At 65.2% G+C, this 26,121-nt stretch carries 16 protein-coding genes; 5 read left to right on the top strand and 11 right to left on the bottom strand.

Annotation, left to right across the window (positions count from 1 at the left end):
* Nucleotide 1 precedes the first annotated feature (1 nt).
* Nucleotides 2-3,319, top strand: a complete 3,318-nt coding sequence (gene treS, locus F6X61_RS10240; protein WP_153786535.1) for a maltose alpha-D-glucosyltransferase — start codon at nt 2-4, stop codon at nt 3,317-3,319.
* Between the two features lie 141 nt (nt 3,320-3,460).
* The gene (gene glgB / locus F6X61_RS10235) at nt 3,461-5,674 is read left to right on the top strand and encodes a 1,4-alpha-glucan branching protein GlgB (protein ID WP_153786534.1); all 2,214 of its coding nucleotides are present in this window, start codon (nt 3,461-3,463) and stop codon (nt 5,672-5,674) included.
* A 70-nt stretch (nt 5,675-5,744) separates the two neighbouring features.
* Here the strand turns inward: glgB and F6X61_RS10230 are convergent, their stop codons facing one another.
* The 11 genes from F6X61_RS10230 to F6X61_RS26975 form a co-directional block, all read right to left on the bottom strand.
* Complete coding sequence (locus tag F6X61_RS10230) at nt 5,745-6,704, bottom strand: hypothetical protein (protein WP_153786533.1); 960 nt, start codon at nt 6,702-6,704, stop codon at nt 5,745-5,747.
* Between the two features lie 481 nt (nt 6,705-7,185).
* Complete coding sequence (locus F6X61_RS10225) at nt 7,186-8,262, bottom strand: autotransporter outer membrane beta-barrel domain-containing protein (RefSeq protein WP_153786532.1); 1,077 nt, start codon at nt 8,260-8,262, stop codon at nt 7,186-7,188.
* A gap of 329 nt (nt 8,263-8,591) precedes the next feature.
* Nucleotides 8,592-9,386: an endonuclease/exonuclease/phosphatase family protein gene (locus tag F6X61_RS10220; protein WP_153786531.1), complete on the bottom strand. Its 795-nt coding sequence runs from the start codon at nt 9,384-9,386 to the stop codon at nt 8,592-8,594.
* A 133-nt stretch (nt 9,387-9,519) separates the two neighbouring features.
* Nucleotides 9,520-11,673 carry a glycogen debranching protein GlgX gene (gene glgX / locus F6X61_RS10215; RefSeq protein WP_153786530.1) on the bottom strand — a complete coding sequence of 718 codons (2,154 nt, stop codon included), beginning with the start codon at nt 11,671-11,673 and terminating at the stop codon, nt 9,520-9,522.
* A gap of 126 nt (nt 11,674-11,799) precedes the next feature.
* The gene (locus F6X61_RS10210) at nt 11,800-12,042 is read right to left on the bottom strand and encodes a DUF2934 domain-containing protein (RefSeq protein ID WP_153786529.1); all 243 of its coding nucleotides are present in this window, start codon (nt 12,040-12,042) and stop codon (nt 11,800-11,802) included.
* A gap of 17 nt (nt 12,043-12,059) precedes the next feature.
* Nucleotides 12,060-14,834 (bottom strand): malto-oligosyltrehalose synthase, encoded by a 2,775-nt coding sequence (locus F6X61_RS10205; protein WP_153786528.1) that lies wholly within the window; start codon nt 14,832-14,834, stop codon nt 12,060-12,062.
* Nucleotides 14,831-16,900 (bottom strand): 4-alpha-glucanotransferase, encoded by a 2,070-nt coding sequence (gene malQ, locus F6X61_RS10200; protein ID WP_153786527.1) that lies wholly within the window; start codon nt 16,898-16,900, stop codon nt 14,831-14,833. The genes F6X61_RS10205 and malQ overlap by 4 nt, the downstream gene beginning before the upstream one ends.
* Nucleotides 16,897-18,639 (bottom strand): malto-oligosyltrehalose trehalohydrolase, encoded by a 1,743-nt coding sequence (treZ, locus tag F6X61_RS10195; protein ID WP_153786526.1) that lies wholly within the window; start codon nt 18,637-18,639, stop codon nt 16,897-16,899. The genes malQ and treZ overlap by 4 nt, the downstream gene beginning before the upstream one ends.
* A gap of 14 nt (nt 18,640-18,653) precedes the next feature.
* Complete coding sequence (gene glgA / locus F6X61_RS10190; RefSeq protein ID WP_153786525.1) at nt 18,654-20,213, bottom strand: glycogen synthase GlgA; 1,560 nt, start codon at nt 20,211-20,213, stop codon at nt 18,654-18,656.
* Nucleotides 20,214-20,634: 421 nt separating this feature from the next.
* Nucleotides 20,635-21,093 (bottom strand): DUF4440 domain-containing protein, encoded by a 459-nt coding sequence (locus F6X61_RS10185; RefSeq protein WP_153786524.1) that lies wholly within the window; start codon nt 21,091-21,093, stop codon nt 20,635-20,637.
* Nucleotides 21,094-21,185: 92 nt separating this feature from the next.
* Nucleotides 21,186-21,353, bottom strand: a complete 168-nt coding sequence (locus tag F6X61_RS26975) for a DUF6026 family protein (protein WP_178125800.1) — start codon at nt 21,351-21,353, stop codon at nt 21,186-21,188.
* Nucleotides 21,354-21,554: 201 nt separating this feature from the next.
* On the opposite strand from F6X61_RS26975, the gene gnd reads away from it, so the two are divergent.
* The 3 genes from gnd to F6X61_RS10170 all read left to right on the top strand — a co-directional run bounded on the left by gnd (nt 21,555) and on the right by F6X61_RS10170 (nt 26,058).
* Entirely contained in the window at nt 21,555-22,538 is a 984-nt protein-coding gene (gene gnd / locus F6X61_RS10180; protein WP_153786523.1) for a phosphogluconate dehydrogenase (NAD(+)-dependent, decarboxylating), read from the top strand.
* Entirely contained in the window at nt 22,535-24,043 is a 1,509-nt protein-coding gene (gene zwf, locus F6X61_RS10175) for a glucose-6-phosphate dehydrogenase (protein WP_153786522.1), read from the top strand. The genes gnd and zwf overlap by 4 nt, the downstream gene beginning before the upstream one ends.
* Before the next feature lie 203 nt (nt 24,044-24,246).
* Nucleotides 24,247-26,058 (top strand): glycoside hydrolase family 15 protein, encoded by a 1,812-nt coding sequence (locus F6X61_RS10170; protein ID WP_153786521.1) that lies wholly within the window; start codon nt 24,247-24,249, stop codon nt 26,056-26,058.
* The last annotated feature ends 63 nt before the right edge of the window (nt 26,059-26,121 follow it).

Raw genomic sequence — 26,121 nt, 5'->3', positions numbered from 1 at the left:
CATGGCCAAGCGTTCCCGCCCGGCAGCCTTCATCGACGATCCCCTCTGGTACAAGGACGCGGTGATCTACCAGCTGCACGTAAAATCGTTCTTCGACGCGAACAACGACGGCATCGGCGATTTCGCCGGCTTGATCAGCAAGCTCGACTACATCGCCGAACTTGGCGTCAACACCCTCTGGCTGTTGCCGTTCTACCCCTCGCCACGGCGCGACGACGGTTACGACATCGGCGAATACAAAGCCGTGCATCCGGACTACGGCAGCATGGCCGACGCCAAACGCTTCATCGCCGAAGCCCACAAGCGCGGCCTGCGGGTAATCACCGAACTGGTCATCAACCACACCTCCGACCAGCACCCCTGGTTCCAGCGCGCCCGCCACGCCAAGCGCGGCAGCAAGGCCCGGGACTTCTACGTGTGGTCGGACGACGACCAGAAATACGACGGCACCCGGATCATCTTCCTCGACACCGAAAAGTCCAACTGGACCTGGGACCCGGTGGCCGGCCAGTATTTCTGGCACCGCTTCTACTCCCACCAGCCGGACCTGAACTTCGACAACCCGCAGGTGCTCAAGGCCGTGATCGGGGTGATGCGCTTCTGGCTCGACATCGGTGTCGACGGCCTGCGCCTGGACGCCATCCCCTACCTGATCGAACGCGACGGCACCAACAACGAAAACCTGCCCGAGACCCACGTGGTGCTCAAGGCGATCCGCGCCGAGATCGACGCCAACTACCCCGACCGCATGCTGCTGGCCGAGGCCAACCAGTGGCCGGAGGACACCCGGCCGTACTTCGGCGAAGGCGAGGGCGACGAATGCCACATGGCCTTCCACTTCCCGCTGATGCCGCGCATGTACATGGCCCTGGCCATGGAAGACCGTTTTCCGATCACCGATATCCTGCGCCAGACCCCGGAGATCCCCGCCAACTGCCAGTGGGCGATCTTCCTGCGCAACCACGATGAGCTGACCCTGGAGATGGTCACCGACCGCGAGCGCGACTACCTGTGGAACTACTATGCCGAAGACCGTCGCGCGCGCATCAACCTGGGGATTCGCCGACGCCTGGCGCCCTTGCTGCAGCGCGACCGGCGGCGCATCGAGCTGCTGACCAGCCTGCTGCTATCGATGCCTGGCACGCCCACGCTGTACTACGGCGACGAACTGGGCATGGGCGACAACATCTACCTGGGCGACCGCGACGGCGTGCGCACCCCCATGCAGTGGTCGCCGGACCGCAACGGCGGTTTCTCCAAGGCCGACCCGCAGCGCCTGGTGCTGCCACCGATCATGGACCCGCTGTACGGCTACCAGACCATTAATGTCGAAGCCCAGGCCCACGACCCGCACTCGCTGCTCAACTGGAACCGCCGCCTGCTGTCGGTGCGCAACCAGCAGAAGGCCTTTGGCCGTGGCACCTTGAAAATGCTCACCCCGAGCAACCGACGCATCCTCGCCTATATCCGCGAATACACCGATGCCGAGGGCAGCAGTGAAGTGGTGTTGTGCGTGGCCAACGTTTCACGCGCCGCCCAGGCCGCGGAGCTGGAGCTTTCGCAGTACGCCGAACGGGTGCCGGTGGAGATGCTCGGTGGCAGCGCGTTCCCGCCCATCGGCCAGTTGCCGTTCCTGCTTACCCTGGCGCCATACGGCTTCTACTGGTTCCTGCTGGCCGCCCACGATCGCATGCCCAGCTGGCATGTGCAGCCCGCCGAAGGCCTGCCCGAGCTGACCACCCTGGTGCTGCGCAAGCGCATGGAAGAGCTGCTTGAAGCGCCGTCCCGGGACACCCTGGAAAGCGCGATCCTGCCCCAGTACCTGCCCAAGCGCCGCTGGTTCGCCGGCAAGGAAGGGCCGATCGACCAGGTGCGCCTGCGTTACGGCGTACGCGTCGCCACCGCGACGTTGCCGGCATTGCTCGGCGAGCTGGAGGTGCACAGCAAAGGGGTGGTGAGCCACTACCAGCTGCCGTTCGGGCTGTTGCCCGAGGAGCAGATCAACGCCGCGCTGCCCCAGCAACTGGCGCTGTCGCGGGTGCGCCGTGGTCGTCAGGTAGGGCTTATCACCGATGCCTTCGTCCTCGAGCCTTTCATCCGCGCGGTGCTGTGCGGCTGCCAGGACGGCCTGCGCCTGCCCTGCGGCGACGGCCTGGGCGAACTGCGTTTCCAGTGCACCGAGCAGCTCGCCGCGCTGGCACTCGATGAACAGAGCGAAGTGCGCTACCTGGGCGCGGAGCAGTCCAACAGCTCGGTGGTGGTGGGCGGCAGCCTGGTGCTCAAGCTGATCCGCCGGGTCAACCCCGGCACCCACCCGGAGCTGGAGATGAGCGCCTACCTGACTGCGGCGGGCTTCGCCAATATTTCCCCCTTGCTGGCCTGGGTAAGCCGCGTCGATGAACGCGAGCAGCCGCACCTGCTGATGATCGCCCAAGGCTATTTGAGCAACCAGGGCGATGCCTGGGACTGGACCCAGAACACCCTGGAGCGGGCGATTCGCGACGAGATGGAACCGACCCGCAGCGAGCAGGAGGCGCACACCGACGCCTTGGCCGAACTCACCGGCTTCGCCGCCTTGCTGGGCCAGCGCCTGGGCGAGATGCACCTGCTGCTGGCGGCGCCCACCACTGATCAAGCATTCCAACCACGGCCCAGCGATGCCCGCGACAGCGAGCGCTGGAGCCGGCAAATCAGCGCCGAGCTCGAGCATGCCCTGGACCTGCTGGCCCAGCACCGCAACAGCCTGGACAACGACAGCCAGGCCCTGGTCGACGACCTGCAGCAACAACGCCAAGGCTTGCGCCAGCACATCGACAACCTGGCCCGCCAGGCCCAGGGCGGCTTGTTGATGCGTGTGCACGGCGACCTGCACCTGGGCCAGGTGCTGGTGGTGCAGGGCGATGCCTACCTGATCGATTTCGAGGGCGAACCGGCGCGGCCGCTCGACGAGCGCCGGGCCAAGCACAGCCCTTACAAGGATGTCAGCGGCGTATTGCGCTCCTTCGACTATGCTGCTGCCATGATCCTGCGCAGCGCCTCGGCGGTAGACCTCTCCGACGCGGCGCGCCAGGCCCGTCAGCGGGTTGCCCGGCAGTACCTGCACCAGTCGCGTCACGCCTTCGTCGAAGCCTATGGCCTGGCCACCGCCGCCATGCCCCATGCCTGGCAGCAGGCCGAGGGCGAGCGCGCCGCACTGGAACTGTTCTGCCTGGAAAAAGCCGCCTACGAAATCAGCTACGAAGCCGAGAACCGGCCGAGCTGGCTGGCCGTGCCTTTGCATGGCCTGCATGGGTTGATCAGTACCTGGGGGGAGTCATGAACGTTTTTCTGATTGTGGCGGCGTGGGAGCGAGCTTGCCTCGCGATGAGGGTAGAGGCCCAATCGCGGGTCAAGCCCGCTCCCACGCCGCTCTCAAAAGGTCGTCAAGCAATCGTGTAAACACATGGAAAGGGGCAGTGAGATGAATGCAACCACGCGTGACAACGGCAGCCTTCGGCAACGGGACCTGGACGCCCTTGCCAGCGCCACGCACGCCGACCCGTTCGCCGTGCTCGGCCCGCACCCCGATGGTGCAGGCGGTCAGTTTATCCGGGCCTTCCTGCCCAACGCCCTGAATGTGCGCGTGCTGGCGCGCGATGGCGGGCGCGTGCTCGCTGACATGGAGCAACAGCGCCTGCCAGGGTTGTTCACCGCGCACATCAACGATGCACAGCCCTACCTGCTGCAGATCGGCTGGGCCGGGGGCGAGCAGGTCACCGAAGACCCCTACAGCTTCGGCCCGCAACTGGGCGACATGGACATGTACTTGTTCTCCGAGGGCAACCACCGCGACCTGTCCGGTCGCTTCGGTGCGCAACCGACCCAGGCCGACGGCATCGACGGCGTGTGCTTCTCGGTGTGGGCGCCCAACGCCAGGCGGGTTTCGGTGGTGGGCGATTTCAACAACTGGGACGGCCGCCGCCACCCCATGCGCCTGCGCCACAGCGCCGGGGTGTGGGAGTTGTTCGTGCCGCGCCTGGGTGTCGGCGAGACCTACAAGTTCGAAGTGCTCGGCGCCGACGGTGTGCTGCCGCTCAAGGCCGACCCGCTGGCCCGCGCCACCGAGTTGCCACCGAGTACCGCCTCGAAGGTGGCCGGCGCCCTGGCCCACCATTGGCACGATGAGCAATGGATGGCGCAGCGCGCCCAGCGCCACGCCTATAACGCACCGCTGTCGATCTACGAGCTGCACGCCGGCTCCTGGCGCTGCGAGCTGGACGATACCGGCGAGGTCGCGCGCTTCTACAACTGGCGCGAACTGGCCGAACGCCTGGTGCCCTACGTGCAGGAACTGGGATTCACCCATATCGAGCTGATGCCGATCATGGAGCACCCGTTCGGCGGCTCCTGGGGCTACCAGCCGCTGTCGCTGTTCGCCCCGACCTCGCGCTACGGCACGGCGGAAGATTTCGCCTTCTTCATCGACGCCTGCCACCAGGGCGGCATCGGCGTGATTCTCGATTGGGTACCGGCGCATTTCCCCACCGATGAACACGGCCTGGCGCGCTTCGACGGCACCGCGTTGTACGAGTACGACAATCCGCTGGAAGGCTTCCACCAGGATTGGAACACACTGATCTACAACCTCGGCCGCAACGAGGTGCGCGGCTTCATGCTGGCCTCGGCGCTGCACTGGCTCAAGCATTTCCACATCGACGGCCTGCGCGTCGATGCCGTGGCTTCGATGCTCTACCGCGACTACTCGCGCAAGGCCGGCGAGTGGGTGCCCAACCGCCATGGCGGGCGCGAGAACCTCGAAGCCATCGACTTCATCCGCCACCTCAACGGCGTCGCCGCTCACGAAGCACCGGGCGCGTTGATCATCGCCGAGGAATCCACCGCCTGGCCGGGCGTCAGCCAGCCGACCCAGCAGGGCGGGCTGGGCTTTGCCTACAAGTGGAACATGGGCTGGATGCACGACACCCTGCACTACATGCAGAACGACCCGATCCACCGCACCTACCACCACAACGAGATGAGCTTCGGGCTGATCTATGCCTACTCCGAGCATTTCATCCTGCCCATCTCCCACGACGAGGTAGTGCACGGCAAGCACTCGCTGATCGACAAGATGCCCGGCGATCGCTGGCAGAAGTTCGCCAACCTGCGCGCCTACCTCGCGTTCATGTGGGCCCACCCGGGCAAGAAGCTGCTGTTCATGGGCTGCGAGTTCGGCCAGTGGCGCGAGTGGAACCACGACAGCGAACTGGACTGGTACCTGCTGCAATACCCCGAGCACCAAGGGGTGCAGCGCCTGGTCGGCGATCTCAACCGGCTGTACCGTGAGGAGCCGGCACTGCACGAACAGGACTGCCAGCCCCAGGGCTTCCAGTGGCTGATCGGCGACGATGCGCACAACAGCGTGTACGCCTGGTTGCGCTGGAGCAGCCAGGGCGAGCCGTTGCTGGTGGTGGCCAACTTCACCCCGGTGCCGCGCGAGGGGTACCGGATCGGCGTGCCGTTCGGTGAGCGTTGGCAAGAGTTGCTCAACAGCGATGCCGGGCTGTATGCAGGGTCGAACGTGGGTAACCTGGGGGCGGTGGCCAGCGATGACATCGCCAGCCATGGGCAGCCCTTGTCGCTGGCGCTGAACCTGCCGCCGTTGGGGGTGTTGGTGATGAAGCCGGCTGGTTAACGAGTGGAACGACTTCTTGGCGGGTTCTCCCGCCAAGAAGTTGCTGAGTTACCGCGTTGAAGAGAAGCGGCTAGCCTCGTCGCGCTGTGTCTTCGATAAAATCCCGTTTGACAATGACTTGCATTGCGACTTGGCCATTGGAGACCACGCCTTCTCGGGTGGCGGTTCTTTCATCTTGTATATTGTTTATGAGTTCATTGAAAGATTTAGACTCTAGATCTGGTGGTGGGTCAATCGGTGTCGCTGAAATTGAGAATACATAGGTTCCGCCATGAGCTAGTTTTTCAGTGCGGCGTTTGATTTGGAATCCGATTGCTTTATTTGAGGTGTGTAAGAGTGTGGCGCAATGCACGGCATCGTTGAATATAGTGGCGTAAAGTCCATGTAAGTCATCGCTGTTGTCGGCTTCCAACCCTGCAAAGGAGTCTGGGGAAGATAGGTGCGATAAGCTGCGATATTCTTCTAGGAATGATTTTGTTTTGCTGGCTGCGAAGATTTTCAGTGCCTGTATGAATGTGCAGAGCTCGGCGTCTGATATACTTAATTTGTATATTTCGTCATCGGGAATATCAATGCTTGTTATTGATTTCCGAACTCTTATCATGAAAAATGGCAGCTCTTTGTTGGAGACTAAGGTCTCTCTGACTTCACTGAATGGGAGATAAAACTCGTGAAGTATATTCATGAAATGAGAGCTTGTTACAGGTTTGGTTGCTTTAACTCCGGCTAGGTCGAGGTCCGCTTTAGTTTCAGTGCTTGGGTCTGACAAGGCGATTCTGAGAGCAGCCCTCATCAAAGAGGGGCGGTTGCCTTTGGTGAGTTCTTCTGGCGCGTGTTGCGAAGCTAGAGCGGCGATTTCAGCATAGATTAATTTTTGGATTTCATCTATAAATTCCCATGGCTTGTACTCGTCGATGTCGTAAAATTCAGCTAATAGCTCGATGTTAATATTTAGATGATTGTCGTCTGGTAAGGGGGCGGTTGTCATAACGTTCTTCTCAGCGCAGTGTGCAATTTTGAGGGTGTCCACCTGCAGTCGATATCGGTATTAAGTTGGCTCTTACGATTAAAGCCGATCGACCTATAGGGATTTTCCCTGGCACCGTAAAGCATGGCAACTGATAGAAATGCCAGGTGCGACCTAGCACTGGAGGCTTTACTCTGGATTTTTTAGGCCGCCATGCAGTGGGCGAAAACTGAATGCGCGTTGCTTGTAAGGATCGATGTCGACGTTTAAGTGATCCGATGGGAATCAGCCGCTGAGCTCTGTAAGTTCGAAAGTGGCTCTATTTTCACACGCCTCGCATGCTTGGTATCCAGCAGCGTGATCAATCAGCAAGCCAGAAATTAGGGCCTGTATGCGCGAAGGCCAGACAAGGCGAAACGAGGGAGGAAGCAGAGTGTACTGGAGTACATGAGCATTCCGAGCCTCGTTTCAACGCAGTATGGGCGAGTGCAGATACATTTCGTACAGAGCGTGGTATGCCTGGGCAATGGGTGCATTCGTTTGTCTACCAGCGCATCCGCACGCCCAGGCTGCCAATCAGCCCATTCAGATCATTGTCATCCACATCGCTGCTGTAATCGGCACTGACAAACAGCGCCACGTTCGGCGTGACCCGCGCCACCAACCCCAACCCCAGGTCCACCGAGGTCGAACTGCGCGAACTGGAGATCTTGTCGACCTGGTCCAGCTTCACCGAGTCGCTGTTGCTGAAGTCATACCAGACGTTGGTGCGCACATAGGGCTCGATCGGCATGCCTTTCACTTCATAGCGCGCCGACAGCTTGGCACCGACCCGACCGCTCCAGCTTGGCTGGCTGTCGAACGCCTGCAAGGTTTCCTCCTGCACCTGGCTGCCGGGGAAGAACTGCTGGTTGATCAACTGCGCCTGGGGCTCGATCACCCACCCGCCGCCCAGGCCGATGGGGAAGCCACCTTCAACCGAGAAGGTCATCGCATGGCCGCTGTCGTCCACCCGCTGGCCGGCCTGGGAGCGGCCATTGACGTCGATGCGCGTGCCCATGGCCACGGCGTCCACGTGCCAGCCCTGCTCATGGGTCATGCTCCAGTACACGCCCAGGCTCTCGCCGCTCAGGTTCACCGCATTGCGTTGTTTGTCACCGAGCAAGGGGCGCATGCCGTTGAAGCTGCTCTGCAGGTTGTTGTGGCCGACGAAGATCCCGGCGCGGTGCACGTTGCCTGCGCTGGTTTCGCGCACGAACAGGTCGGGGCCGATCATCAATTGCTGGCTGGGCGCCTCCAACTGCGCCGGCGCCTGGGCCGTAGGCCGTGGTGCGCCGGGGAAGAACTGCGCCCACTGGCTGGCGATCATGTCGCTGGCCAACGGGCCGTGGCGCTCGCTCATCTGCGTGGAGAACGCCGAGAGCATCCCCTGGTTGAGGCCATTGACGCTCAGCGGGTCGAGAGAGAGTTGGGGGACCTCGGGCTGTTCCAGGAACCGGGCGAAGGTTTCGCCCTCCTGCAGTTCGAAGGCGAAGGTTTCCACCGGGGTTGCCAAGAGCAGCGACGTGGAAACCGCGCAGAAAAGAGCTTCGAAACGCAGGGGGTTCGAGGTGCTTTTCATGGCGGATCTCCTGTTTTTGGGTGTTGGACAGCACGTTGAACAGCCGAGCAATCTGGCCTGATGTCACGGGCTGTACGACAAAACAGGGGCGACCCAAACCAGCGCGCCAGCCTCTTTGAGCGCGCACAAAGGCGCGAGCTAGAGGCCCGGCACGAATCTTTACGTCTGTTGGTTCTGTTCAGCTAAGGAGAGGACAGGGCTTGCGTCAAGAATGTGTGAAGGCTTTGGTAATGGTTCGTTGAGTAATTCAAGCCATTGAATTTGTGCAGAATTGGCGATGCCATATCGACAAAGGCGATTTCTCGCTGCGCGGCTATGCCGAATCGTTGCTACAGGCGCACTTCCACCGCCAGCGGTAGATGATCGGACAGGTGTGTCCAGGGCTTGTTGCCAAGGATCTTCGGCCCATGGCTGTCGGCGTTGCGCAGGTAGATACGGTCCAGGCGCAGCAGTGGCAGGCGCGCGGGATAAGTGCGAGCGAGCAGGCCGTGATGGCGTTCGAAGGCTTCGTGCAGGCCCCGTTGCCGGCCCAGGGTGCGATTGCCGTGCAACTGCCAGTCGTTGAAGTCACCGGCGATGATCACCGGGGCATCGGCGGGCAGTGCGTCGAGCAGCCTGCCCAACAGTTGCAGTTGTTTTTGCCGATGGCTTTCCAGCAGCGACAGGTGCACGCAAATGGCATGCAGCGGTGGTTGCCCGGGCACGTCGAGCACGCAGTGCAGCAGGCCGCGTCGTTCGGGGCCGGTGATCGACACGTCGAGGTTGCGGTGTTCGATGATCGGGTACTTGGACAGCAGCGCGTTGCCGTGGTGGCCGTCCGGGTACACCGCGTTGCGCCCGTAGGCGAAGTCGCTCCACATGCTGTCGGCGAGGAATTCGTACTGCGAGGTCTGCGGCCAGCCGGGGTAGCGGGAGGCATGGCGGTCGTGGCTGCCGAGCACTTCCTGCAGGAACACGATATCGGCCTGGGTGCTGCGCACCGCCTCGCGCAGCTCCGGCAGGATGAAGCGCCGGTTGAAGGCGGTGAAGCCCTTGTGGGTATTGACCGTCAGCACCTTGACCCGGTGCACGGCCGGGGCTTGGCTGACGCTGGCGAAACCTGGGCTGCCGGCTTCGGGGTTCACGGGGGCTCCTTTGGGACGATGGGAATCCCGTGGGAGCGGGCTTGCCCCGCGATACCGGCACGGCCGGTGCCATCCATCGCGGGGCAAGCCCGCTCCCACGCTACAATCTAGGACCGATTCACCAGGTTCAGGTTCAGTCCTCCTCGCGCTGCAACACCATCAACAGCAACGACCGCCCCTGCACCTCGAACACCGTGTCGAACGGCAGATGCTGCGGCTTGCGCAGCTCCGGCCGGTCGGTGTCGACCAGGCAACTCCAGTACTCGCCCTGGGGCACCGCCGGCAGCTTGAACGGCACCACGTCGTGGTAGGCATTTACGACCAGCAGCAGGGTCGCCTCGGCCCCGGGCCGGGCAATGCCGCTTTCCTGGGCACGGCCGTCCATCAGCATGCCCAGGCAACGCCCATGCGGGTCTTCCCACTGCTCCACGGTCATCTCGCTGCCGTCCGGGGCCAGCCAAGTGACGTCCTTGACCCCGATCGCTTCGTTGTAGTCGCCCACCAGAAAGCGCGAGCGGCGCAGGATCGGGTAGGCCAGGCGCAGCCGGGTCAGGCGCTTGACGAAGGCCAGCAAGGCCTTGCCGTCCTCGTCCAGCTCCCAGTTGACCCAGCCGATCTCGCTGTCCTGGCAATACGCGTTGTTGTTGCCGTGCTGGGTGCGGCTGAACTCGTCGCCGGCGACGATCATCGGCGTGCCCTGGGCCAGCAGTAGAGTGGCGAAGTAGTTGCGCATCTGGCGCATGCGCAGGGCATTGATCGCCGGGTCGTCGGTCGGGCCTTCGACGCCGCAGTTCCACGACAGGTTGTTGTTGGTGCCGTCCTGGTTGTTCTCGTCGTTGTCCTCGTTGTGCTTGTCGTTGTACGACACCAGGTCGCGCAGGGTGAAACCGTCGTGGGCGGTGACGAAGTTGACCGAGGCGTAGGGCCGCCGGCCACGGTTGTTGAACAGATCGCCCGAGGCTGTGATGCGCGCGGCGAAGTCGGCGAGCATGCCTTCGTCGCCTTTCCAGAAACTGCGCACGGTGTCGCGGAAACGGTCGTTCCACTCCGCCCAGCCGGGGGCGAAGTTGCCCACCTGGTAGCCGCCGGGGCCGCAATCCCAGGGTTCGGCGATCAGCTTGACCTGGCTGAGCATCGGGTCCTGGCGGCAGGCCACGAGGAAGCCGTGGCGCTCGCTGTAGCCGTCGTGGTAACGGCCGAGGATGGTCGCAAGATCAAAGCGAAAGCCGTCCACGTGCATTTCGCCGGCCCAGTAGCGCAGCGAGTCGGTGACCAGTTGCAGCACGCACGGGTGGCTCAGGTCGAGGGTGTTGCCGGTGCCGGAATCGTTGATGTAGAAGCGCTTGTCGTCGGGCTTGAGGCGGTAGTACGAGGCGTTGTCGATGCCGCGCATCGACAGGGTCGGGCCGCGCTCGTTGCCTTCGGCGGTGTGGTTGTAGACCACGTCCAGAATCACTTCCAGCCCGGCGTCGTGCAGGTGCGCGACCATTTCCTTGAATTCGGCGATCTTGCCGCTGGCCAGGTAGCGCGGGTGCGGGGCGAAGAAGGCGATGCTGTTGTAGCCCCAGTAGTTGTTCAGGCCCTTGTCGAGCAGATGCTGGTCGTTGACGAAGGCATGGATCGGCAGCAGTTCGATGCTCGATACCCCAAGCGCCTTGATGTGCCCGAGCAGTTCGTCGTTGGCCAGGCCCGCGAAAGTGCCGCGCAGCGCCTCGGGCACCGCCGGGTGGCGCATGCTGATGCCGCGGGCATGGGCCTCGTAGATGATGGTGCGCTCCCAGGGGATCTGCACACGTTGGTCACGGCCCCAGGTGAAGGCCGGGTCGATGACCTTGCATTTGGGCACGAAGGGCGCGCTGTCGCGCTCGTCGAACGACAGGTCGCCGTCGGGGTGGCCGATGGTGTAGCCAAACAGCGCCTCGGACCATTTCAAAGTGCCCACCAGTTGCTTGGCATAGGGGTCGATCAGCAGTTTGTTGGGGTTGAAGCGGTGGCCGTTCTGCGGCTCATACGGGCCGTACACGCGGTAGCCGTAGACCAGGCCAGGGTGGGCGTCGGGCAGGTAACCGTGGTAGATCTCGTCGGTGTACTCTGGCAGCTCGATGCGCTCGAGCTCCTGTTCGCCGGTTGAATCGAACAGGCACAGTTCGACTTTGCTGGCGTTAGCCGAGAACAGGGCGAAGTTGACCCCCAGGCCGTCCCAGGTGGCACCCAGCGGGAAGGGCATGCCTTCGCGGATGCGCGACGGGGCGACGGAGCGGGTTTTCTTCGGGGTGCGGGGGCTCATGGCGGTCCTCGTGGTCCGTGGAGAGAGGGATCGCGGGGCAAGCCCGCTCCCACAATGGAATGTGACGCGATCAGAACGTGGGAGCGGGCTTGCCCCGCGATGAGGCCGGTAAGGCTTACCTGAGGCTCAGCTAGCAGCAGGCTTCTTCACGGTCTTCGGCTTCTTCGCCGCCACCGGCTTCTCCACGGCCGTCACCTTCGGCTTGGCCGCCGCCTTCTTGCGCGGCGCGGCCTTAGGCGCTAACGCTTCAGCCTCGGCCAGCTTGCGGGCCATCTCCCAGTGGCGGATTTCCTGGCCCGCCGGCTTGCCCTCCGATTCCCAGATTTGATAGGCGAATTCGCGAACACGTTTCTCTTCGACACTCATCACGACGCTCCTGAATGCAGTTAGGCATGATCAATCAACACATTGACCGGAAACTCCGCCAGTACGGTGCTCAATTTCAGCTCCTTTGAAGGGCTGACAGCACCGCCACCGAAAAGTCCCGAGCAGTTGGCAGGCGACAAGGCAAACGGCAGGATCAGCCGCGTATCGTCCCAGTTCTGTGCCGGGATCAATGGGGTTGTGGCATTACCCAGCAAGCTGCCGGCAAGCCGTGGTGCGACAACGATGGCGCGCTGCGCCTCGCCCAGTCGGGCGAAGGCCAGCACCTTGTCGGCGTGGCGCCCCTGCACGTCGAGCGGCAGGTAGGCGCCACGCCGGAACAGTTCGGGGTGGCTCATGCGACAGTCCAGCAGCCGGGCGATCAGTGCCTGCTTGATGCGCCCGTCCTGCCAGTGGCCGAGCAGTTCGGCCAGGGGCGTGCTGGCGTCCAGGCTGGCACGCCTTGCAGCGTAGTCCACCGGGCGCCGGTTGTCCGGGTCGACCAGGCTCAAGTCCCAGTACTCGTTGCCCTGGTACAGGTCGGGCACGCCCGGCGTGGTCATGCGCAGCAGGCATTGCACCAGGCTGTTCAGCGCGCCGGGGCCGGCGATCTGCCGCGCCGCCTCGTGCAGTGACTGGCGCAGCTGCTGGTTCTGCTCGTCCAGCAGCAGGCCGTTCACATAGGCGGCGCAGGCCTGTTCATAAGCCTCGTTCGGCGCCGCCCAACTGCTGCGCAGCTTGGCCTCGCGCAGGGCCTTTTGTTGCCAACGGCCGATGCGCTCGGCGTAGTGGCGCAGGGCGTTGCCGTCATGCAGGTCGAGCGCCAGCGGCCAGCTGCCGAGCAGGGTCTGCCACAGCAGCAGCTCATCGCCCGGGCTGGGCGCGGCGCCATCGTCCAACGCCTCGCGCAGCGGCGCCGCCAGCTCGCGCCAGTGTTCCACCCGGCTGGCCAGCCAGGGCCCGCGCTCACTGAGCACCGCCAGGCGTGCCCGGCAGTCTTCGCCACGCTTGTGATCGTGGGTGGCGGTGGTCAGCAGGTTGTCGGGGAAGTCGCGCAGGCGGCGCTGGGCCTGGGTGTGAAACCAATCAGGGTCGGCACTGAAGCGCTCGGCCTCGAAGCCCACATCGTTGCGCGACAACAGCCGGGCGCTGCGGTAGAACGCGGTGTCTTCCACGGCCTTGGCGGCGGTGGGCGCGGTCAATTGCTGGAAGCGCACGCAAGCGTGACGCAGGTGCTTGCGCGGTCGGCCCGGGGGCAGGCGTCGCCAGGGCTGGCCGCCGAGCCATTGCGCCAGGTACTCGAGCAGCGGCCAGTCGGCTTCGCCCAGTGACTGACGGGCGTCACCGAGTGCTTGCTGGAAGAACCCCTCGTCCTCGGCCGGGCGGCCACAGGCGTTGATATAGGTGCGGTACACCGGGTAGTGCTCGGCCAGCGCCTGCAGCGCGCGGCGTATGGCACCGAGGGTGAGGTCACGGCTCATCAGGTCGTCGCGGGCCACCTGCAGCAAGGCCAGGGCCACCGACTCGCAGTCGCCGGCCAGGCTGGCATTGAGCACCAGGTGGCGCGCCTGGCGCACTTCCTCGGCAAACGCTGGCCGTTCACTGACGGTGCTCCACAGCTCGGTCAGCGGCGTTTCGCCCGCCGGGTCGTGTTGCAGCAGCGAAACCTGGTTCATGAACTCGTAGCCGGTGGTGCCGTCGGTGAGCCAGTCGCGGTGCAGGTGTTCATCGGCGCCGAGGATCTTTTCCACGTAGATCGGGAAGTGCTCCACGGCCGCCTGCAGCGGCCGGCGCGCCAGCAACCCGTCGACCCGCCGGCGCAGGTTACGGCAGTAGCGCCGCGGGTCGGCCAGGCCGTCGATATGGTCGATGCGCAAGCCATCCACCAGCCCGCGTTCGATCAGTTCGAACAGCTTGGCGTGGGTGGCCTCGAACACCACTGCACGCTCCACCCGCAGGCCACCCAGCTCGTTGATGTCGAAGAACCGCCGCCAGTTGATGTCGTCGGCAGCGGTGCGCCAGCTGGCCAGGCGGTAGGTCTGGCGCTCCAGCAACAGGTGCAGGCGCTTGAAGCCGGCTTCGCTGCTGCTGTCGAAGGCGGCCAGGGTGCCTTCGAGGCTGGCCCCGGCGTCGACCACCAGGGCCAGGTCGCGGTGCAGCGCTATGGCGTCGGCCAGCGGTTCGGCGGCCTCGTGCAGGGTGCTGAAGTGCTGGGCCAGGGCCTGCAGCCGTGGGTCTTCGGCATGGCCGAGGATGCGTCCGTAGTCCAGCGGGCAGATCGGGAAACGATGCTCGTGATGGGCGACCTCGAACCGGCCATGCTCGGCGTCGAAGGTCAGGGGGATTTCACCGCTGAGCAGCGCCGCGCCATAGTCGCTGCCGAGGAACGGCAACAGCAGTTGACCGGCCAACAACGGGTCGCTGGAGTGCCACTGGATATCGAAGAACTCGGCATAGGGGCTGCGCCGACCCCAGGCCAGCAAGCTCTGCCACCAAGGGTTGTCGGCGCCGCCCACGGCCATGTGGTTGGACACGGTGTCGAGGATCAGGCCCATGCCGTGCTGGCGCAACGCAGCCACCAGGCGCTCCAGCGCGGCCTCGCCGCCCAGCTCGGGGTTGACCCGGGTCGGGTCGACCACGTCGTAGCCGTGGCGCGAGCCTGCACGGGCAGTGAGGATCGGCGAGGCATACACATGGCTGATGCCGAGCTGGGCGAAGTAGGGCACCAACGGCGTCGCGTCATCCAGGGTGAAGTCGCTGTGCAGCTGCAGGCGCAGGGTGGCGGTCAGCGGCTTCATCGATCACGCTCCCAGGCTTGTTCGCGGGCCTGGGCCAGCAGCTCCAGGCGCCGCGCCGCGTCCTCGTCGTCGAGCAGCTCGAGGGCCGTGGCCTTGAAGCGGCGCCGCCAGTTGGGGTGGCCAGCGGTGGTGCCGGGCAGGTTGGGTTGCTCGTCGCAGCCCAGCAGGTCCTCCAGCGGCACCAGCACCAAGGGGGCGCGGGTATGGCCGACGTAACGGATCGCCGCGTCAACCAGCGCCCTGTCGTCCGCCAACGGGCCGTAGTTGTGCTCGAGGGTGCGGCGCAGGCCGTTGCGCTCCAGCGCCCGGGTGTCGCGCCACTGCCCTTCGGTGCTGGCGTCGATCAGTTGCAGGCGGTTGTGCCAGTCGATGTCACGGGCTTGCAGCCAGCCGGCCAGTGGCGCCAGGTCATGGGTGCCGGTGGTGGCCAGGGCGTTGTCCGGCCAGTCGAGGATCGGTTTGAAGCGGCCGGGCGAATCCTGCTCGAAGGGCAGCACGCGCATGCCCAGCACGGCCTTGGCCGCCAGGCGCTCGCGCAGGCCTTCAGGCACGGTGCCCAGGTCTTCGCCGAGGATGATCGCCTGGTGCCGGGCCGATTCCAGGGCCAGCAGGCGCAGCAGGTCGTCGAGCGGGTAGTTGAGGTAGGCGCCCTCGCGGGCAGTGGCTCCACGGGGGATCAGCCACAGCCGGCGCAGGCCCATCACATGGTCGATGCGCAGGCCGCCGGCATGGGCCAGGTTGGCCCGCAGCATCTCGATGAAGGCGCGGTAGCCGTTGCGCTTGAGGCCTTCGGGAGAGAAGGCGCAGATGCCCCAGTCCTGCCCCGCGCGGTTGAGGATGTCGGGCGGTGCGCCGACCTTGAGGTCGGCCAGCAGCTCGTCCTGGCGGCTCCAGGCCTGGCTGCCGGCGCCGTCGGCGCCCACCGCCAGGTCGGCGATCAGGCCGATCGCCATGCCATTGCTGCGCGCCGCGTCCTGGGCGCGTTGCAGGCTGCGTTCGCTGAGCCACTGGCAGAACGCATGGAACTCGACACGGGCCGGGTAGGCGGCGGCGAAGGCTTCGACTTCGGGGTGATAGGGGTCGTGCCAGGCCTTTGGCCAGTGGCGCCAGTCGGCGCCCAGGCCCTGGTCCACCGCCTCGCCTTGCAGCACCTCGAAGCGGCAATGGTGTTCGAGCCGTTCGCCGCCGGCCTCGCGGAAACTGGCGAAGTCTGCGCGCAGCGGGTGGTCGCCCTGGCTGAAGTCCTGGTACAGCGCTTCGAGCAAACGGTGTTGGGCCTTGGCGGCGCGTGGCCAGTCCACCAGCGGCTGTTGCTGAAGGTCTTCCAGTGTCTGCGCAAGCCCGCAGGCCTCGATGGCCATGCGCACGGCGCGTTCGCCCAGCAGGGCTGCGGGGCTGGCGTACAGCGCGTTGAGCAACAGCCGGCTGGACGGTGAATAGGGGCTGAAGTGCTGTTGGTCGAAGGCCGACAGCGCGTGCATCGGGCTGATCGCCAGGGCATCGGCGCCGCGCTCGGCGGCACTGCGCGCCAGCTGTTCCAGCGCCAGGCAATCGCCATAGCCGCCATCGTCGGGGCGGCGCAGGCTGTACAGCTGCACCGCCAGGCCCCAGCAGCGCGGTGGCGGTTCGGCAATGGCATCTTTGAGTGCATGGCAGCGCGACGGCGCCACGGCCACGGTGAAAGTGCGACCGTCGATGGCCAACTGGTGGTAGCCGATCGGCAACCCGCCTGGGAGGTTTGCCTGGGCATCCAGCACCAGCGTGCGTTGGCTGGCGTCCTCCAGGGTGCAGTGCGCCTGGCTGCCGGCGCTGAACCAGCGTTGCAGGGCAAGCGGCTGGTCGACATCGGCGGTCAGCAGCGGTGGCAGGTGTTCGCTGTCTTCGGCCTGCTCGACCAGGCGCAGGCTGCCGGCGATTGCCTGATCGTCGCCAGCGGGGTGGCCAAGGGCCTGCAACACATTGCGCAGCACCTCGTCGCTGACCTGCTGCGGGCGGTTGTTGGCGTCGATCCAGTCGCGGGCCAGGCCGACGCGGGCGGCCAGGCGGTGCAGGGGCTGTTCGCTCATGGCGTCTCCGGTTCGGGGGGCAGCAGGCTGACCACGCAGCTGTGCGCGGCCAGCGTCGAGTCGGGGTGGGCGTTGTCGCTGCTGTCGTACAGGCGCAGCGCCTGGGCCGGCAGTTGGGCGGCCTGGGGTTGGGCATCGAGGTTGAGGTCGATACGCAACTGCTGGCCGTTGCCCAGGCGCCAGCGTGCGGTGAGCGCCTTGTCGCCCAGCACCTCGCTGCCGAGCGCACGGGTGCCGGGCAGGTGCGGGATCAGGTGGCGTTTGCGCAGGTCGAGCAACTGCTGATAGAGGCCGTGCCAGCCGGCCAGCACGTCCTTTGGCTGCGGCCGGGAGTTTTCGAAGGTGGTTTCGGCGTTGGGGTCGGGGATCTGTTTGCGTCTGGCGGGGTCGGCGAAGGCGTCGAAGTGGGCGAACTCGCCGCGCCGACCCTCGCGCACGGCATCGGCCAGATCGTCGTGGAAGTCGGTGAAAAACAGGAACGGCTTGCGGCTGCCGTCGTCGTCGCCCATGAACAGCAGCGGGATCATCGGCGCCAGCAGCAACAGCGCGGTGGCCGCCCGCAAGGCCTGCGGTGGGCACAGGCGGGTAAGGCGCTCGCCCAGGGCGCGGTTGCCGACCTGGTCGTGGTTCTGCAGGAACAGCACGAACGCTGTCGGCGGCAGATGTGCCGACGGCTCGCCCCGTGGCGTGCCATGGCGGTCGGCCTGGCCCTGGAACACGAAGCCTTCGGCCAGGCAGCGTGCCAGTTGGTCGACGGGCCGCTGTTTGAAGTCGGCGTAGTAGCCTTCGGTTTCGCCAGTCAGCAGCACGTGCAAGGCGTTGTGGCCGTCGTCGTTCCACTGGGCGTCGAAGCCCTGCTGCAACAGCGCGGCCTGGTTGTGTTCGTTTTCCAGCACCAGCCAGATCTGCCGGCCCGGCGCTACCGCTGCGCGCACCCGCTGCGCCAGTTCGACGAGGAAGTCCGGCTGGTCGATGGCGTGCACCGCATCCAGGCGCAGGCCGTCGCAGCGGTAGTCGCACAGCCACATCAGCGCGTTCTGGATGAAGTATTCGCGCACCTCGGGCCGGCGAAAGTCGATGGCCGCGCCCCAGGGCGTCTGCCGGTCCTGGCGAAAGAACGGGCTGGCGTACTGGTGCAGGTAGTTGCCGTCCGGGCCGAAGTGGTTGTAGACCACGTCCACCAGCACCATCAGGCGGTGGCCGTGGGCCTGGTCGATCAGCGCGCACAGCGCCTGCGGGGTGCCGTAGCTGTGCTGTGGGGCGAACGGCAGCACGCCGTCATAGCCCCAGTTGCGCTCACCGGGGAACTGGCCCAGCGGCATCAGCTCGATGGCGCTGATGCCCAGCGCGGCCAGGCGTGGCAGCGCCTCGGCCACGCCGCTGTAGCCGCCGAACAGACCCACGTGCAGCTCCTGGATCACCGCTTCGTGCCACGGGCGGCCCAGCCAGCTGTGTTGCCACGGGTAGGCGGCAAGGTCCACCAGCTCACTCGGCCCCTGCACACCCTCGGGCTGATAGCGCGAAGCCGGGTCGGCGACCTTGAGCTGCCGGTCGATGCATAGCTGATACCGCTCACCTGCCTGGCACGGGGCAACGCCGACGTACCAACCGTCATCGACAGGCAACAGCTCGACGGGGCGCTGCCGCTCGACTTCCACGCTCACGCTGCGCGCATCCGGCGCCCAGAGGGCAAAGCGCGCCGACGTGGCGTCCATTACCTGCGCGCCATGCCTGTGCATCGTCCGCTCCCCGCTCAGTAGTGGGCGATCTGGGTCTGTTTGACCAGGTCCTCGTACAGCCGCGCGTAGGGTTCCACCGCCTGGCACCAGTTGAAGGGCTGGGTCATAGACAGGCAGCGCATGGCGTTGAGCAGGTGCTTCTTGCCGTACACATAGAAGGCGCGGCCCAGCGCCTCGCGGTAGCTGTCCAGGGTCGAGTCGTCGAACAGGAACCCGGTGACGCCGTTCTCGATGGTGTCGGCCAGCCCGCCGGTATTGCGCGCCACCGGCAGCGAGCCGAAGCGTTGCGCGTACATCTGGCTCAGCCCGCACGGCTCGTAGCGCGATGGCATCAGCAAGAAGTCGCTGCCGGCGAACATGCGCCGGGCGTCGGTTTCGTTGAAGCCGATGCGCACGCCGATGCGGCCCGGGTGACGCAGGGCCAGCTCGCGCATGGCCTGTTCTTCCTCGGGCTCGCCACGGCCGATGATGGCGATCTGGCCGCCTTGCTCGACGATGTAGTCGGCCACGCCCAGGGTCAGGTCCAGGCCTTTCTGGTAGACCAGCCGCGAGACCACGGCGAACAGCGGCCCCTTGGACGCGTCCAGGCCGAACAACTCGCGCACCTGCTGGGTGTTGCGCGCCTTGCCGTCCCAGTCGTTGAGGCTGAAGTTGTGCACCAGGTGCCCGTCGGTGGCCGAATCCCAGCTCTCGTCGATGCCGTTGGGGATGCCGCCGAGCAAGCCTTGCTGGGCCTTGCTGGCGAGGAAACCGTCCAGGCCGCAGCCGAACTCGGGGGTGGTGATTTCCCGGGCGTAGGTGGCGCTCACCGTGGTGATGTGGCTGGAGTAGGCAAGGCCCGCCTTGAGGAACGACAGCTTGCCGTAGAACTCCATGCCTTCCTGTTGCATGGCGTGGTCGGGGATCGCCAGCTCCGGGCTGCAGCCGCGGCTGTACACGCCCTGGTAGGCCAGGTTGTGGATGGTGAACAGGGTCGGGATGCTCAGGCCGCGCCAGTGCATGTAGGCCGGGGCCAGGCCGGCCGGCCAGTCGTGGGCGTGCACCAGGTCGGGGCGCCAGTGGGCCATGCCTTCACCGGCGGCAATTTCTGCGGCGGCCAGGCCCAGGCGGGCGAAGCGGATATGGTTATCGGGCCAGTCGCGGCCGTTGTTGGCGCCGTAGGGGGTGCCTTCGCGCTGGTACAACTCGGGGCAGATCAGCACATAGATCACCAGGCCGTCGGCCAGGTCCATGCGGCCTATCTTGCACGGTGGCAGTGCCGCGTGGCCGCCCAGTTCGCCGACGATATGGATGGGGTTGTCGCTCTCCATCACCTGGGGGTAGCCGGGGATCAGCACCCGCACATCGTGCAGGTGTGCCAACGCCCGTGGCAGGGCGGCGGACACATCGCCCAGGCCGCCGGTCTTGACCAGGTCGGCGATTTCCGAGGTGACGAACAGGACCTTGCGCTTGTTGGGATTGTGCTGGCGCTGGGCGCCGGGTGCCTTGACTGTCGGGGCGAGGCTGGGTGGCAGCGGCTCGCGGCTATCCGAATTGAATGCATCTACGTGAGGTTCGACAGCGGCACTGATCATACTTCTCTCCGTCCCTTGTTTTTGCGGGTGTGGGCACCCGTTGCGTTATTTCGTGCTGGTTCTCTCTGATCGTTGTTGCATCTTCGTAGTGCGGTCCTTGCCCGATATCGGTGCGCGCAGGCACGGCACGCTCGGCAATCCGGCCGAAAAGCGTGTGGACGGGTGGGGGTGGGTGGGCCTGGCGTGAGGAAGTCCTTTTGCGTTGGCCTACTTAGCTCCTGACCTGCCCGCATTTCGGAAAGTTCGACTTTTTTACGTCACTTTTTCCGAGCAAAACGCGGGCCGAACCTGGAGTGTAGGGGACGAAAGGACATTCTTGTGACTTGCTGGTCATTTTTCTGATGACCGTTCGTCCCCGCAAACGTTGGCGGTTGTAACAACTTGTGCAAAGGGCATCGCGGGCTGGCCCGCGATGCAGGGGTCAGCCTTGCGGCAGCAGCGAGGAGTGGTGCTGGGTGATCAGCCAGCGCTGGCCGTCCCAGCGATAGGTGAAGGTATACCGTGCTGCCACGCGCTTGCCTGTTGCGGCAAAGTCGAAGGTATACAGCCCGGCCAGCGTCGCTTCATTGCAGCCTAGTTGCACCTGATGGCTGTCGAGCGTGCCGCGCGGGCGTTCGCTGAGGAAATGCGCGAAATAGTCGATGCGGCTTTCCCGGCTCAGGCGTGGGGTTGCGGAAAGCGTGGGCAGCAGCACGGCGGTGTCGCTGTACAGGTCGGCGACCTGCTTGGCGTCGCTGGTTTGCAGGCGGGCGTTCCAGTGATTGAACTGCTCGAGGATTTCGCTTTCGCTGGCGGCGTGGCATTGCACGGACTGCGCCTGGGCGTTGGCTGCACAAAGGGTAAGCAGGGAGAGGGTGAAGCAGGCAGTGAGGCGTTTCATCAGGGGCCTTGTGATCCAGGCAGGCACCGGGATGGGCCTGCGGCGCGGGTCACTCTAGGAACGGCGCCGCCCCTGACGTATCAGAAATTTCTTCAGCGGCTGACGGTTTTTTCGCCTTTGCCGGTTTGCTCGAGCAGGCTGTTCAAGTAGGCCACTTGCTGGCGCAACTGGTCACGCTCGTCCTTCAACTGGCGCAGTTCATCGCGGCGGACGGACACGTAGAGGGTCTGGGTGGGAGTGGCAGGCATCAGGGTACCCATGAGCACACCTCGCAGGGCTGGCTGGTGACAAATCAAAGCGTAGTCGCTTCACGCGGCGCGCATTCTGAATTCTTTCCCTGGCCATGGGAACTTTTTTGTTTATCGTGGTCTCGCCGTTCGTCGGTGAACCCTCGGCGGGTCCGCTGGACTAATCTGAAATCCTTAACGGCTGTAATCCATTTCTAACGGGAGCGTCACCACATGCAACTTGGAATCGTCGGGCTGGGCCGCATGGGCGGCAATATCGCAAGGCGGCTGATGCGCGCCGGCCACCGCACCGTGGTGCATGACCGCAACCGTGAAGCGATCACCGGGCTGGAAGGCGAGGGTGCGCAAGGGGCCCACGACCTCGGTGCACTGGTGCAGAAGCTCAAGGCTCCGCGCGCGGTGTGGGTCATGCTGCCGGCGGGTGAGCCCACCGAGCAGACCATCGCCCAACTGGCCGAACTGCTGGAGCCGGGCGATGCGATCATCGACGGCGGCAACACCTTCTACAAGGACGACATGCGCCGTGCTACCGACCTGGCCAAGCGTGGCCTGCATTACCTGGACGTGGGCACCTCCGGCGGCGTATGGGGCCTGGACCGCGGTTACTGCATGATGATCGGTGGCGAGAAGGACGTGTTCGAGCGCCTGGAACCGCTGTTCAAGGCCCTGGCCCCCGGCGTCGGCGACATCCCCCGCACCCACGGGCGCAGCGGTGAGCACGAGCGCGCCGAGCACGGCTACATCCACGCCGGCCCACCCGGCGCCGGCCACTACGTGAAGATGGTGCACAACGGCATCGAGTACGGCCTGATGCAGGCTTACGCGGAAGGCTTCGACCTGCTGCGCAGCAAGGGCGGCGACGCACTGCCCGAAGACCAGCGCTTCGACCTCAACCTGACCGAGATCGCCGAGGTGTGGCGCCGTGGCAGCGTGGTCACCTCCTGGCTGCTGGACCTGACCGCCGACGCCCTGGTCGCCGACCCACAGCTGTCCGCGTTCAGCGGTTCGGTGTCCGACAGCGGCGAAGGGCGCTGGACCATCGATGCCGCCGTGGAGCAGGCAGTGCCGGTGCCGGTGCTGTCCAGCGCGCTGTTCGCCCGCTTTCGCTCGCGCCAGCAGCAGGGCACTTACGGTGACAAGGTCCTCTCGGCCATGCGCCTGGGCTTCGGTGGCCACGTCGAGAAGAAAGGCGAATGACCAAACAAAACATCCCTGCCGCTCCGCCCTGTACCCTGTTCCTGTTCGGCGCCAACGGCGACCTGGTCAAGCGCCTGCTGATGCCGGCGCTGTACAACCTCAGCCGTGATGGCCTGCTGGACCGCAACCTGCGCATCGTCGGGGTCGATCACAATGCGGCTACCGCCGAAGCGTTCGCCGAGCGCTTGCATGCCTTCATGCTGGAGCGTGACCAGGGCCGCGAAGGCAGCGAGCGCTGCCTGGACGACAAGCTCTGGACGCGACTGGCCAAGCGCCTGGACTACCAGACCGGCGACTTCCTCGACCCCGCGACTTACCAGGCCCTGGCCAAACGCATCGACAAGACCAGCCACGGCAATGCCATCTTCTACCTGGCCACCTCGCCGCGCTTCTTCCCGGAAGTGGCCCAGCGCCTGGGCGATGCCGGCCTGCTCGACGAGTCCGCCGGGGGCTTCCGGCGGGTGGTGGTGGAGAAACCCTTCGGCACCGACCTGGCCAGCGCCGAAGCGCTGAACGCCCGACTGCTGAAGGTGATGAACGAGCGGCAGATCTACCGCATCGACCATTACCTGGGCAAGGAGACGGTGCAGAACATCCTGGTCAGCCGTTTTTCCAACGGCCTGTTCGAGTCGTTCTGGAACAACCATTACATCGACCACGTGCAGATCACGGCGGCCGAGACCGTCGGCGTCGAGACCCGCGGCGCCTTCTACGACAGCACCGGCGCCCTGCGCGACATGGTGCCCAACCACCTGTTCCAGCTGCTGGCGATGGTTGCGATGGAGCCGCCGGCCGCCTTTGGCGCCGATGCGGTGCGCGGCGAGAAGGCCAAGGTGATCGGCGCCATCCGCCCGTGGTCGGCGAAGATGGCGTTGAAGAACTCGGTGCGCGGCCAGTACACCAGCGGCAAACAGGGGCGCAAGCCGCTGGCCGGTTACCGCGACGAAGCCAATGTCGACAAAGGCAGCCAGACCGAGACCTACGTCGCCCTTAAAGTGATGATCGACAACTGGCGCTGGGCCGGGGTGCCGTTCTACCTGCGCACCGGCAAGCGCATGAGTGTGCGCGACACCGAGATCGCCATCTGCTTCAAGCCCGCGCCTTATGCGCAGTTCCGCGAAAGCGAGCTGGAGCGGCCCAAGCCCAACTACCTGAAGATCCAGATCCAGCCCAACGAGGGCATGTGGTTCGACCTGCAGGCCAAGCGGCCCGGGCCGGAGTTGGTGATGGAAAACGTCGAGCTGGGGTTTGCCTACAAGGACTTCTTCAAGATGACCCCGGCGACCGGTTACGAGACCTTGATCTACGACTGCCTGACGGGTGACCAGACCCTGTTCCAGCGTGCCGATAACATCGAGAACGGCTGGCGCGCGGTGCAGCCGTTTCTCGATGCGTGGGCCAATGAGGCGGGTGAGGTGCATGGGTATGCGGCCGGGGAGGATGGCCCGGAGGCTGGCAACGAGCTGCTGACCCGCGACAAGCGTGAGTGGCACAACTTGGGTTGATGGTTGCCTGCATCGGCCTCATCGCGGGGCAAGCCCGCTCCCACGCTTTGGACTAACCCCAAGGCTTGGATTGGTGTCCAATCTCTTGGGGGCAGCTCACTTTCGTGGGAGCGGGCTTGCCCCGCGATAGCGCTCTCAATCCAGCGGAACGACCACCCTCAACCAGGCATCCAACCTCAGGCCCACCCGCCAAAGGAGCCCGGATGCCTGCCCCCATCGAAGACTACGCACTCATCGGCAACTGCCGCAGCGCCGCCCTGGTCAGCCGCGACGGCGCCATCGACTGGCTGTGCCTGCCACGTTTCGACGCCCCGGCCGTGTTCGCGGCATTGCTGGGCAACGAAGAAAACGGCCGCTGGCGCATCGCCCCCAGTGACCCGGTGGAACACTGCACACGTCGCTACCTCGACGACACCCTGGTGCTGGAAACCCTTTGGACCACCGCCAGCGGCCGTGCCCGGGTGCTCGACTGCATGCCCCTGGGGGACAGCAACGCCATCGTGCGCATCGTCGAGGGCCTGGCGGGCGCAACCGCGTTCGAGATGGACCTGGTGCTGCGTTTCGATTACGGCCGCAGCGTGCCTTGGGTGGAAAAAATCGACCCGCTGACCCTCAGCGCGGTGGCCGGCCCCGACCGGCTGATACTGCGCAGCAGTGTCGAAGCCCATGGCCAGGACCATCACAGCGTTGCGCGTTTTCGCGTGCGCGCAGGCGAGCGCCAGGTGTTCAGCCTTTGCCACCAGCCCTCGCACCTGCCCGTGCAGCCTGGCTGCGATGTCGACCATGACCTGGAACAGACCATCGCCCAATGGCAGGCCTTCGCTGCCCGCTGCCCGGACGTCGGCCCCTACACCCATCTGGTGCGCCGCTCGCTGCTGACGCTCAAGGCCATGACCTACGTGCCCACCGGCGGCATGGTCGCCGCCGTCACCACCTCGTTGCCCGAGCGCGTGGGTGGTGAACGCAATTGGGACTACCGCTACTGCTGGCTGCGTGACGCCACCATGACCTTGCTGGCCCTGATGAACCTCGGTTACTTCGACGAAGCCCAGGCCTGGCGCGAATGGTTGCTGCGCTCGGTGGCCGGCAACCCCGAGCAGATGCAGATCATGTACGGCCTGGCGGGGGAGCGTGACCTGCCCGAGTTCAGCTTGCCCTGGCTGGCGGGCTACGAGCACTCCCAGCCGGTGCGCGTCGGCAATGCCGCTTCCGAGCAACGGCAGCTCGATATCTATGGCGAACTTGCCGACGCCATGACCCAGGCCATCAAAGGTGGCCTGCCGCGTCATCCGCGCAGCTCTGCCATTGCCCGACTGATCCTGCCCTACCTGGAAAGCATCTGGCGCGAGCCCGACGAAGGGCTGTGGGAGGTGCGCGGCGGCCGCCAGCATTTCGTGCATTCCAAGGTCATGGCCTGGGTCGCCTTCGACCGCGCCGCCAGCCTGGCCGAGACCACCGAGGAAGACCGCGAGCGTGGCAGGCACTACCGGCGTGTTGCCGAACAGATCCGCGCTGAGGTCTGTGCGCGTGGCCTGGACCCTTCCGGGCAGCACTTCGTGCAGGCCTATGGCTCGACCGAGTTGGACGCCAGCTTGCTGCAGATTGCCCTGACCGGTTTTTTGCCGGCGGATGATCCGCGCTTTCTGCGCACTCTGGAGCAGGTCGAACAGCGCCTGCTGCGCAACGGCCTGCTATTGCGCTACGACAGCGACAGCTGCAGCGATGGCCTGACGCCGGGGGAGGGCACGTTCCTGGTGTGTTCGTTCTGGCTGGCGGATGTGTATGTGCTGCTCGGGCGTCAGCAGGATGCGCAAACGCTGTATGAGCGGCTGACCGGGTTGTGCAACGACGTTGGGTTGCTGGCCGAGCAGTACGACCCGGCGGGCAAGCGGATGCTGGGGAATTTTCCGCAGGCGTTTAGCCATATCGGGATTATCAATACGGCGTTGAATCTGTACCGGGCGCGGTGTCCGGTGCGGGATAGGGCGCAAGGGGCTGGTCGGGAGGGGGGGTGAGAGCTGCCAGGGGCATGGCGGGGGAGAGGGTGAAGGCCACCAGGTGTTCGCCGGTGTTTTTGC

Origin of the sequence: Pseudomonas sp. EMN2, from assembly GCF_009650555.1 — a bacterium.
GTDB classification, from domain to species: Bacteria; Pseudomonadota; Gammaproteobacteria; order Pseudomonadales; family Pseudomonadaceae; genus Aquipseudomonas; species Aquipseudomonas sichuanensis.
This window is presented reverse-complemented; position numbering and strand designations above follow the sequence as displayed.

Bases quoted from the DNA above. Each gene is read 5' to 3' on its own strand.
- treS (WP_153786535.1), top strand. From the start codon at position 2: ATGGCCAAGCGTTCCCGCCCGGCAGCCTTCATCGACGATCCCCTCTGG.
- F6X61_RS10170 (WP_153786521.1), top strand. From the start codon at position 24,247: ATGCCTGCCCCCATCGAAGACTACGCACTCATCGGCAACTGCCGCAGC.
- glgB (WP_153786534.1), top strand. From the start codon at position 3,461: ATGAATGCAACCACGCGTGACAACGGCAGCCTTCGGCAACGGGACCTG.
- zwf (WP_153786522.1), top strand. From the start codon at position 22,535: ATGACCAAACAAAACATCCCTGCCGCTCCGCCCTGTACCCTGTTCCTG.
- F6X61_RS10225 (WP_153786532.1), bottom strand. From the start codon at position 8,262: ATGAAAAGCACCTCGAACCCCCTGCGTTTCGAAGCTCTTTTCTGCGCG.
- F6X61_RS10185 (WP_153786524.1), bottom strand. From the start codon at position 21,093: ATGAAACGCCTCACTGCCTGCTTCACCCTCTCCCTGCTTACCCTTTGT.
- glgA (WP_153786525.1), bottom strand. From the start codon at position 20,213: ATGATCAGTGCCGCTGTCGAACCTCACGTAGATGCATTCAATTCGGAT.
- treZ (WP_153786526.1), bottom strand. From the start codon at position 18,639: ATGCACAGGCATGGCGCGCAGGTAATGGACGCCACGTCGGCGCGCTTT.
- F6X61_RS26975 (WP_178125800.1), bottom strand. From the start codon at position 21,353: ATGGGTACCCTGATGCCTGCCACTCCCACCCAGACCCTCTACGTGTCC.
- glgX (WP_153786530.1), bottom strand. From the start codon at position 11,673: ATGAGCCCCCGCACCCCGAAGAAAACCCGCTCCGTCGCCCCGTCGCGC.
- F6X61_RS10205 (WP_153786528.1), bottom strand. From the start codon at position 14,834: ATGAAGCCGCTGACCGCCACCCTGCGCCTGCAGCTGCACAGCGACTTC.
- malQ (WP_153786527.1), bottom strand. From the start codon at position 16,900: ATGAGCGAACAGCCCCTGCACCGCCTGGCCGCCCGCGTCGGCCTGGCC.
- gnd (WP_153786523.1), top strand. From the start codon at position 21,555: ATGCAACTTGGAATCGTCGGGCTGGGCCGCATGGGCGGCAATATCGCA.